The organism is Pseudoxanthomonas kalamensis DSM 18571, assembly GCF_010211745.1.
Taxonomy (GTDB): domain Bacteria; phylum Pseudomonadota; class Gammaproteobacteria; order Xanthomonadales; family Xanthomonadaceae; genus Pseudoxanthomonas_A; species Pseudoxanthomonas_A kalamensis.
In genome coordinates, this window is the sequence record NZ_PDWQ01000016.1 from 1 (window position 1) to 1,472 (window position 1,472).

Genomic DNA, 1,472 nt, shown 5'->3' on the forward strand with positions numbered 1-1,472 from the left:
GTGTTCGCAATCTGGGTATTGTTTGTTCCCCTGAGCGCGGTTGGTGCTGTTGGCGTTCCGGTCAGTGCCGGACTGTCCAGTGGGCTTTTCTGTTCGTTTCATCCATTACCACCTTAACCGCCTTTGGCGTTGCAGCAAGCGTTTCAGACGTGCTGTTGGTTGCACTGCTGAGCTGCACTATCCCCTTTCTCGTTGTGTCCGCATCCTCAAGCGCGACAGCTGAAGCTATATCTTCTGCACGTTTTGCCGAATTTTTTGCACGTATTGCCGCCGCTTCTGCCGCACTTTTGCTCTGCGATGCTGATACCGCACTTCCCGCAGCCTCTGTCGCCTTCGTGGATGCCGTTGACGCACTCCCCGCCGCCGCTGTTTTTGCGTCTGCCGCGGCAGAGGCGCTCCGTTCCGCTGCTGTTTCAGATGACCTGGCATTCGTCTCGGACGTTTTTGCCGCCCTGGCAGAATTTTCTGCCGCCGTTGCCGAGGAAGCTGCACGACCGGCACTTGATGATGCGTTCGTTTCTGATGATTTTGCTGCCTCTTTTGAGGCCACCGCATCTCGTGCTGAAGTGGCGGCCTCTGACGCTTTCGTGGCCGCGGTGGAGGCAGACGTGGCGGCTGATTGTTGTGACGCTGCAGCATTCGTTTCTGACGTTTTCGCCGCACCGGCACTGGTGGCCGCCGCGTTTTTTGAGGACTCTGCGGCTGCGGCACTTTTTTCCGCTTCAGTGGCCTTTGCTGATGCCGCTTCTGCGCCGGAGGACGCTTCCTGAGCTGACGATGCAGCCTGTCCGGCGGACGTGCTGGCGGCGCGTGCTGAGTCAGTTGCATCAGTCACAAGGGCCGCGACCTGAGCAGCTGATGCACTGGCATCGCCGGCTGATTTCTTCGCGTCTGCCGTACTCTGTGCCACCACGGACGCGTTACGCGCCACCTCTTCCACCATCCGTTCAAGACGACGCAGCACCTCCGGCCGGGCCTCATCCTCCGTCATGGCACAGAGAAAATCATTCAGCGTCCCCGGTTGTGAATCTTCATACACGGTGATGGTCCCGGCGTGCGATGGTGGAAAACCGTCAACCTGCAGGATGACACTGTACTGACCGTACTCCACATCCATGCTGTAACGCCCGGCTTCATCCGGATTCTCTGAGCCCACCGTGTTCACCACCACCGTGGTGCTGTTACGTCTGGCTTTCAGCTGAATGGTGCAGTTCTGTACCGGTTTTCCTGTGCCGTCTTTCAGGACTCCTGAAATCTTTACTGCCATATTCACCCCACAAAAAAGCCCACCGGTTCCGGCGGGCTGTCATAACACTGTGTTACCTGGCTAATCAGAATTTATAACCGACCCCAACGATGAATCCGTCAGTACGCCAGTCGCCACTGCCGGAGCCTTCATAAGCAATATCAACAACGACGGACGCTGCCGGATTAATCTGTATACCTGCACTCCACGCCACTGAGGTATGCCG

General features: G+C 57.5%; 2 protein-coding genes. Both read right to left on the minus strand.

Features of this window, described 5'->3' with window-relative positions; genetic code table 11:
• Window positions 1–61: 61 nt before the first annotated feature.
• Complete coding sequence (locus CSC70_RS14915; protein ID WP_162457183.1) at window positions 62–1,267, minus strand: prophage tail fiber N-terminal domain-containing protein; 1,206 nt, start codon at window positions 1,265–1,267, stop codon at window positions 62–64.
• 64 nt (window positions 1,268–1,331) lie between these two features.
• The coding region (locus CSC70_RS13640; RefSeq protein WP_162457184.1) for an Ail/Lom family outer membrane beta-barrel protein at window positions 1,332–1,472 on the minus strand (141 nt) is incomplete at its 5' end.

Bases quoted from the DNA above. Each gene is read 5' to 3' on its own strand.
- CSC70_RS14915 (WP_162457183.1), bottom strand. From the start codon at position 1,267: ATGGCAGTAAAGATTTCAGGAGTCCTGAAAGACGGCACAGGAAAACCG.